The sequence below is a fragment of the Pelomicrobium sp. G1 genome, assembly GCF_051905455.1.
In the GTDB taxonomy this organism is placed as follows: Bacteria; Pseudomonadota; Gammaproteobacteria; order Burkholderiales; family UBA6910; genus Pelomicrobium.
Genome location: NZ_JBQACR010000041.1, coordinates 1 through 715 on the forward strand (window position 1 = coordinate 1; position 715 = coordinate 715).

Genomic DNA, 715 nt, shown 5'->3' on the forward strand with positions numbered 1-715 from the left:
CGCCGATCTCGGCATTGCGCACGCGCAGGCTCTCGAGCAGCGGTGCGTAGCGCTCCTGCTTCAAGACCGCCGGGTTCTGGATATCTTCCAGAAGATCACCCATGACCCACGTGAAATCCTCGTTCAGCTCTTCCAGCGCAAAAGATCGCACATGTCGTGCAACGATCTTCTCGTTCGTCAAGCGCACGATCGGCGGTCTGAACTCTCCGCGCACCAGCCACGCTGGCTCCTCGAAGCAATGGCGATCGTGCGGACCCGTGCCGCAGAAGGTGGTGACAAATCCGATGCGGAGCCTGCGGCCAGCGCGGCCCGCGCGCTGAACGTAGTTCGCTGGTGCGTGAGGAGCGTTTCGTAGCAGCACGCTATAGAGCGAGCCGATATCTACCCCGAGCTCCAACGTCGGGCTGCATACGAGCACCTCGAGCTTCCCTTGTTTGAACTCCTGCTCGCGCTTGGCCCGAGTGTCCTGATCTATTTGGGCAGTGTGTTCGAGCGACCGCAGCCGACGCGGACGATCAGCGGTGTAGAGCTGAACATAGTAGTTTTCCGGATCGGCTGCGCTCGGCGCAATGTCGTCCCCTCGTCCGGAACAGCCAGTCGAGGCAAGGCAAACCTCGGCGCGATACGGTCTCCAGATCGAACACTTGCGGCAACGCCAGCCGCTCCCGGCCTTCACCAGGCGCACGACCCGTCTCGCGATTTGCAAAGGTCTCTT

The 715-nt window shown here is 61.7% G+C and carries 1 protein-coding gene; it reads right to left on the minus strand.

The genetic code is table 11. The features are described from left to right. On the minus strand, nt 1-685 hold a 685-nt coding region (locus ACTFO6_RS17260; RefSeq protein ID WP_439935670.1), incomplete at its 3' end, for a helicase-related protein. Nucleotides 686-715 lie beyond the last annotated feature (30 nt).